The sequence below is a fragment of the Mesorhizobium sp. P3_A9 genome (genome assembly GCF_056402975.1).
Window position 1 is genome coordinate 1 of the sequence record NZ_JBFUGJ010000344.1, and the last position, 6053, is coordinate 6053.

The window sequence follows — 6053 nt, forward strand, 5'->3', positions numbered from 1 at the left end:
GCCTCATACATCGATATGGTCACGTCAAATCTCCCTGTCCGGCCCGAACGCCGGCGCAGGGACCTAGCGCCTGTGTGCACGATTCTTCAAGCGCCGTGGGCTCCGCGTCACCACGCCGCCGCAATCGCTGTGGTAGAATTTCCGTTATCGAGCGGAGATTCCCGATGAGACGCGTCCTTCTCGCAGCGACTGCCCTTTTCTCCCTTGCCATATCCGGCCAAACGGCGCTGGCCGCTGACGACGCGCCCGAAGCGCCCTATGTCGACGACCGGTCGAGCGCCGAGGCGGTCATCCGCTCGCTCTACAGCGCCATCAACCGGCACGAATTCGCCCGGGCCTGGGGTTACTATGGCGATGCGAAGCCGGCTAAGGATTTCGACAGTTTCGTCAAGGGCTATGACGGTACCGACAAGGTCGAAGTCACAACCGGTGCCATTTCAGACGATGGCGCCGCCGGCAGCATCTTCTACAACGTCCCTGTCGCCATCCGTGCCACCGACAAGAGCGGCGGCGAAAAGGTTTTCGCCGGCTGCTACACGCTGCGCCAGGTGAACGCGCAGGCCCAGGCCGCGCCGCCCTTCGATCCGATCCACATCGAAAAAGGCGCGCTGAAACCTTCGACCGCCGATTTCGAGGAGGCTGTGCCGCCAAGCTGCGGCGACGGTCCGCCGCCGCCAAAGAAGGATACGGTGCTGGAACAGGCCAAGAAGGCTTTTCTCGCGACCTATGGCGACCAGTGCGACAAGGACCTTGTGGCCAACGAGCCGGAAGTCTTTTCGATCAAGTACAAGGACAAGAATGCGCAGCCCGGCGATCCCGACAAGGAAACGCGCCTGTTTCATTTTTCCTGTGCGGCCGCCGCCTACAATGAGAACTCGATCTACTATATGACGGATGAGGTCGACGGCGTGCGCCAATTGCAGTTCGCCGAACCGGAGACCGATATCCGCTACGAAAACAACGACAGTGACGGCAAGCTGTTGAGCGTAACGGTGGTCGGCTTCCACACGACGGGATGGGCCACCAACTCCGACTATGACCCGGACGCCCATACGATCACCACTTTCAACAAATGGCGCGGCATCGGTGATGCCTCCGACTCCGGCACATATTTGTTCCGTAACGGTGATTTTTCGCTGGTTCAGTATGACGTCGACGCGTCCTATGATGGCGAAGAAAATCCGCAGACGATTGTCGACTACAACACCGCACCCTGAAGCGCGATGCGCTTCAAGCTTTTGTCCTTTTGTATCAAGGCGCCTTCGACAGCATCCAGTTCAGCGTGCCGCGCCAGTCGACCATGCGGATCGGCGTGCCATGCGTGCCGGTCTCGAAGCGGACGAAGCGGGTCGGATAGGGATAGGCTTTCGACTTGGCGATAATGGAGCGGAAGAAGGCTTCCTGGTTCGCCACGGGAAAGACCACGTCATGGCTGCCCTGGCCGAAGAAGACCGGGACATGGCGCCTGAAGGCGGGACTGCCAAGAAAACTATCGTCCCACAGAGATCCGAGCAGCAGCAGCCCGTTGACGCGCCGGCCGGTATCGTTGCGCGCGGCAAGCTTCCAGCACAGGGAACCGCCCATCGAGCCGCAGGCGACGAAGATTTTCGCGCCCGGCGACTGCTCGGCATAGTGATCGATCAAGGCCGCGATTTGCGCGGCGCCCTTGTCGCCGAAATCAGGGAAATCCGGTGAGAGATAAAGCCCGCCATTGCCGGCCATCAAATTCTTGAGCCGGTTGAAATTGCCGCCGAAAGTGAAGTCGTCGACGCCCTGCTTGCGGCTGCCGCCCTGCCCGTGCAGGTAGAGCACGATGATAGCGGCACCCTCGGTCTTGCCGACCGCGACGTGCCTGACATCGCCGGCGTCGGTCTTCAGCATCAGGTCCTGCTGCACCTTGCGCACGCTGGTATCGGTGTATTGCGCATGCACGCGCTTTTCCGGCACTTCATCACGCTGGTTGATGTCGCGCATTTCGCGATAGTCGATGACCGTATAGGCGCCGTTGGTGTCGGACGAGAGCGTGGCCGGGTAGGCGAAGAGATCGTCCTTGAAGGGTTTTAGTTCGAGCGCATCGGCATGGGTGGCAACGCCAAGAACAAATGTTGCGATCAGAAAGCCGTGGAGAGGAGAAAGGAAACGAAAAGCCATACTGCAGGCTTGCGTAATTCAGCCTGGGTTTGTCAATCCTGCAGCACGCCGCCGGCGCCTTCGAGCGCCTCGCGGGTGTCAACATCGACAGACGCGCCCTCGCCGATCTCGACATCGATGACGTCGAGTCCTTCGGCCTCGACCAGATGGCGGGCGCCGGTATCGCCTTCGAGATGAGCGATGGCCGGGAACAGCGAGCGTGGCAAAAGCACCGGATTACCGCGCTTACCTTCATGCGAAGCGCGGACCACGGAATTGCCTCCAGCCTTGCGGAAGGCATCGATCAGTCGGTCGAGGTCGTCCGACACAACACCAGGCATGTCTCCCAGAACGATCATCACGCCGGCTGTGTCTTCGGGCAGATAGGCAATACCGGCCTTCAGCGACGTGGACAGGCCATCGGCGAAATCCGGATTGTCGGCGAAGGTGACGTCGAGGCCCGACAAAGCTGCGCGCACCCGTTCGCGCTGATGGCCGGTGACGACGATCGTGCCCGAAGCCTTCGAGGCGAGCACGCGCTCGGCGGTGCGGCGCACCAGCGGCTTGCCGTCGAACAGCGCCATGAGCTTGTTCGGTCCGCCCATGCGGCTCGACCGGCCGGCTGCCAGAAGCACGATGGCGACCTTGAGCCGGCTTTTGGCCGGCAGCGGTTCGCGCGGCTGCGGCCGTGTCGGGATTTCCATCAGCAGACCGCCGACCCCCATGCCGGCGATGTCCTTCGCGGTGACGTCGAGGCCGGCGATCAACCGGTCAAGCACCCAGTCGAAGCCGTTTTCCTTGGGGCTGCGGGCGCAGCCGGGCGCACCGATGACCCGCTTGCCGGCAAGCGTGCCGAGCACCAGCAGATTGCCGGGATCGACCGGCATCCCCGCGCGGATGACAGTACCCCCCGCCATTTCGATCGCTGCCGGAACAACATCGGCGAAATCGCTCATCGCCGAAGCGCCGAAGATCACCACCATGTCATTGTCGCGCGCCAGCGAGGCGGCGGCCGCCGCCACGGGCGCGATCTCATGCGGCGTGCGGCGTTCCGCCGTCAGCCTGCCGCCCGAACGCGCCAGCCTTGCTTCGGTGACGCGCAGCGTCTTGTCGAGCACGCTGGGCTTGATGCCSGGCAGAACCGTCTGGATGACACCGACGCGYACCGGCTGGTAGGCATTGACGGCAAAGATCTCGCCGCCGGCGCAGATTTTCGCGACCGCATCGACCAGCGCAGAGCTGACTGCGAACGGGATGATCTTCACCGTCGCGACCATCTGACCTTTCTCGACCGGAGCATGCTGCGCTAGCGTGGCAATGGTGATGGCGGGATCGACGGCGTTGATGGCGTCGATGACAGCGGCGTCGACCGTGAAGATACCTGATGCCTTGGCGTGGAGATTGACGCGTCCGGTGGCGGCGGGCTTGGCCTCGATGCCGCTGAAAGTCATGCTCTCGGCAATTCTTTGCGCCGCGGCGTCCTCACCGAGATCGTCTTGGGAAAGCACCGCCGCAACAACCTGCGAGACGCCAGCCTGCTTGAGTATGGAGACGTCTTCGGCGCTCAGCCTGTGCGCCTTGCGAAAGCGCCTTTCGCCAGCGGTGGTGGCATGCGCCAGCACCGCACCCTCTGCCTCTTCAATGGCAACCGGACCGAATTTCACGCCACTGCGCCTTTGGCATCGAGGCCGCGCGAGCGGAAGGCGTGGATCGCCTGCGCCAGCACCGCGACAGCGATCTCGGCCGGGCTGGCGGCACCGATGTCGAGCCCGATCGGCGCGTGGATGCGGGCGATCTGTTCAGCACTCGCGCCCAGCGCCAGCAAGCGCTCGACGCGCTTGGCGTGCGTCTTGCGGCTGCCAAGCGCGCCGACATAGAAGCAGTTGGCGTCAAGGGCTGCCTTCAGCGCGAAATCATCGATTTTTGGGTCATGGGTGACGGCGGCAAGGGCGGTGTAGCTGTCGAGCGGCTGGCGCTTCAGCACATCTTCCGGCCACTCGGCATGCAAGGCGACATCGGGGAAGCGGTCGGGCGTGGCAAAAGCGGTGCGCGGATCGATGATCTCCAGGGGATAGCCGGCAATCCTGGCCATCGGCGCCAGCGCCTGGCTGATATGGACGGCACCGACCACCACGAGGCGCGGCTGCGGCAGATGCGCGTTGAGAAAGAAGGTTCGCCCTTCCGCCTCGACGGAACCGGAATTGCCTGATCGAAATGCCCTAGCGATCGCGGCTCCAAGATCGCCGGCAACCTGGTCGCCCTCGCGCACAATGCGGTCGCGGCCATCACCGAGATCGGTGACGAGGATCGCCGCGCGGCGGGCACGTCGTTCGGCATTCAACGTTTTCAGGGCGTATGGATCCATCTGAGATCAGCCCAACCGCTCGACATAAACCTTGATGCGGCCGCCGCAGGACAGGCCGACCTGCCAGGCGGTTTCGTCGGCGACGCCGAATTCGAGCATTTTGGCTTTCCCTGAGTCGATCACGTCGATCGCCTCGCTCACCACGGCACCCTCGACGCAGCCGCCCGAGACCGAGCCTTGGAAATTGCCTTCGGCGTCGATGACCAGATGGCTGCCGACCGGCCTTGGCGCCGAACCCCAAGTCTCGACCACAGTGGCAATGGCGACATCCTTGCCGTCCTTCATCCAGCCTTCCGCGATAATCAGCGGGTCGCGGGCCTCATCGAGATAGATGCTGTCGTCCATGATCGCTTCTCTCAGAGTCTGTTTTTCCGGTGGATCAACATATGGCTATGCAGCGTGCCTCGCGCCAGCTTCCATCCATCGCCGCGGATCGACGGACTGTGCCGATTTCTTGTCGAGCGAGGCGCAGAGGTCGGCGAGCGCATCGAGATTGTGGACCGAACGGAATTCGTCGACATGCGGCAGCATCGCCTTGACGCCGCGGGCACGCGCCTGAAAACCGTCAAAGCGCAGCAACGGGTTCAGCCAGATCAGCCGCCGGCAGGATTTGTGCAGCCGCTCCATTTCCTCGGACAGGCCGGCGACATCGTCACGCTCCAGCCCGTCGGTGATCAGAAGCACGACCGCGCCCTGCCCCAGCACGCGCCGCGACCATACCAGGTTGAACTCGGCCAGCGTGTCACCGATGCGCGTGCCGCCCGACCAGTCCTTGACCGCAGCCGAGCAGTCGGCAAGTGCAGCATCGGGATCGCGGTGGCGCATCTGCCGGGTCAGGTTGGTCAGCCGCGTGCCGAAGACGAAAGTGTGCACACGGCGGCGCTTTTCCGTCAGCGCGTGCAGGAAATGCAGGAAGATGCGCGTGTACTGGCTCATCGAGCCGGAAATGTCGGCCAGAACCACCAGCGGCGGATGGACTTCGCGGGCCGAGCGGAATTTCGGCAGGATCAGTTCGCCGCCGGTGCGCGCGGCCGAACGCATCATGGCGCGCGGGTCGATGCGGCGGCCATGCGCATCGGCCTTGAAGCGCCTGGTCCGCACCATGTCGAAAGGCAATCGCAGCTCGGCGATGGCCTTCTTGGCATCGGCCATCTCGGCGGCGTTCATCTGGGCAAAATCCTTGCCGCGCAGCACTTCATTGCCGGAAAAGGTAAAGCGGGCATCGACCTCAATCTCAGGGACTTCCTGCGGCGGCTGGTTCTTCTGGTGGCCCTCGAACATCGCCTGGCTGACGCGGTTTTCGGCTGCGCGCGGCTTCTGCTTCTCCCTGGCGTCAGGCGCCACCGGCGAGAACATGGCCAGCATCTTTTCGATCAATTCGCGCGATTTCCAGAACAGCCGGAAGGCTTCGTCGAAGGTCGGGTGATCCTCATGCCTGGACACCAGCACCGCATGCAGCGTCCAGTAGAAATCGTCGCGYGARCCGATRCCGGCRGCCAGCACCGCCTCGATGGCRTCCTTGACCGARGCCGGYCCGACCCGCATGCCGGCCTTGCGC

6 protein-coding genes are annotated in these 6053 nt (G+C 63.3%); 1 reads left to right on the forward strand and 5 read right to left on the reverse strand.

The window, feature by feature from the left end; translation table 11 throughout:
* Positions 1-164: 164 nt before the first annotated feature.
* A complete protein-coding gene (locus AC1DX0_RS29250; protein ID WP_477221302.1) occupies positions 165-1217 on the forward strand; it encodes a DUF1176 domain-containing protein in 1053 nt (350 codons plus the stop codon).
* Positions 1218-1251: 34 nt separating this feature from the next.
* Here AC1DX0_RS29250 and AC1DX0_RS29255 read toward each other — a convergent pair whose 3' ends face one another.
* From AC1DX0_RS29255 to AC1DX0_RS29275, 5 genes are all read right to left on the reverse strand, one after another.
* A complete protein-coding gene (locus AC1DX0_RS29255) occupies positions 1252-2151 on the reverse strand; it encodes an alpha/beta hydrolase family protein (RefSeq protein ID WP_477221301.1) in 900 nt (299 codons plus the stop codon).
* A 32-nt stretch (positions 2152-2183) separates the two neighbouring features.
* Complete coding sequence (locus AC1DX0_RS29260; RefSeq protein WP_477221300.1) at positions 2184-3794, reverse strand: NTP transferase domain-containing protein; 1611 nt, start codon at positions 3792-3794, stop codon at positions 2184-2186.
* Positions 3791-4495 carry an XdhC family protein gene (locus AC1DX0_RS29265; RefSeq protein ID WP_477221299.1) on the reverse strand — a complete coding sequence of 235 codons (705 nt, stop codon included), beginning with the start codon at positions 4493-4495 and terminating at the stop codon, positions 3791-3793. The genes AC1DX0_RS29260 and AC1DX0_RS29265 overlap by 4 nt, the downstream gene beginning before the upstream one ends.
* Before the next feature lie 6 nt (positions 4496-4501).
* Positions 4502-4840 carry an XdhC family protein gene (locus tag AC1DX0_RS29270; RefSeq protein ID WP_477221298.1) on the reverse strand — a complete coding sequence of 113 codons (339 nt, stop codon included), beginning with the start codon at positions 4838-4840 and terminating at the stop codon, positions 4502-4504.
* Between the two features lie 45 nt (positions 4841-4885).
* Positions 4886-6053, reverse strand: a 1168-nt coding sequence (locus AC1DX0_RS29275; RefSeq protein ID WP_477357896.1) for a vWA domain-containing protein, incomplete at its 5' end; no start/stop codon positions are given.

Coding starts and splice junctions, on each gene's coding strand:
- AC1DX0_RS29250 (WP_477221302.1), top strand. CDS start 165: ATGAGACGCGTCCTTCTCGCAGCGACTGCCCTTTTCTCCCTTGCCATA.
- AC1DX0_RS29255 (WP_477221301.1), bottom strand. CDS start 2,151: ATGGCTTTTCGTTTCCTTTCTCCTCTCCACGGCTTTCTGATCGCAACA.
- AC1DX0_RS29265 (WP_477221299.1), bottom strand. CDS start 4,495: ATGGATCCATACGCCCTGAAAACGTTGAATGCCGAACGACGTGCCCGC.
- AC1DX0_RS29270 (WP_477221298.1), bottom strand. CDS start 4,840: ATGGACGACAGCATCTATCTCGATGAGGCCCGCGACCCGCTGATTATC.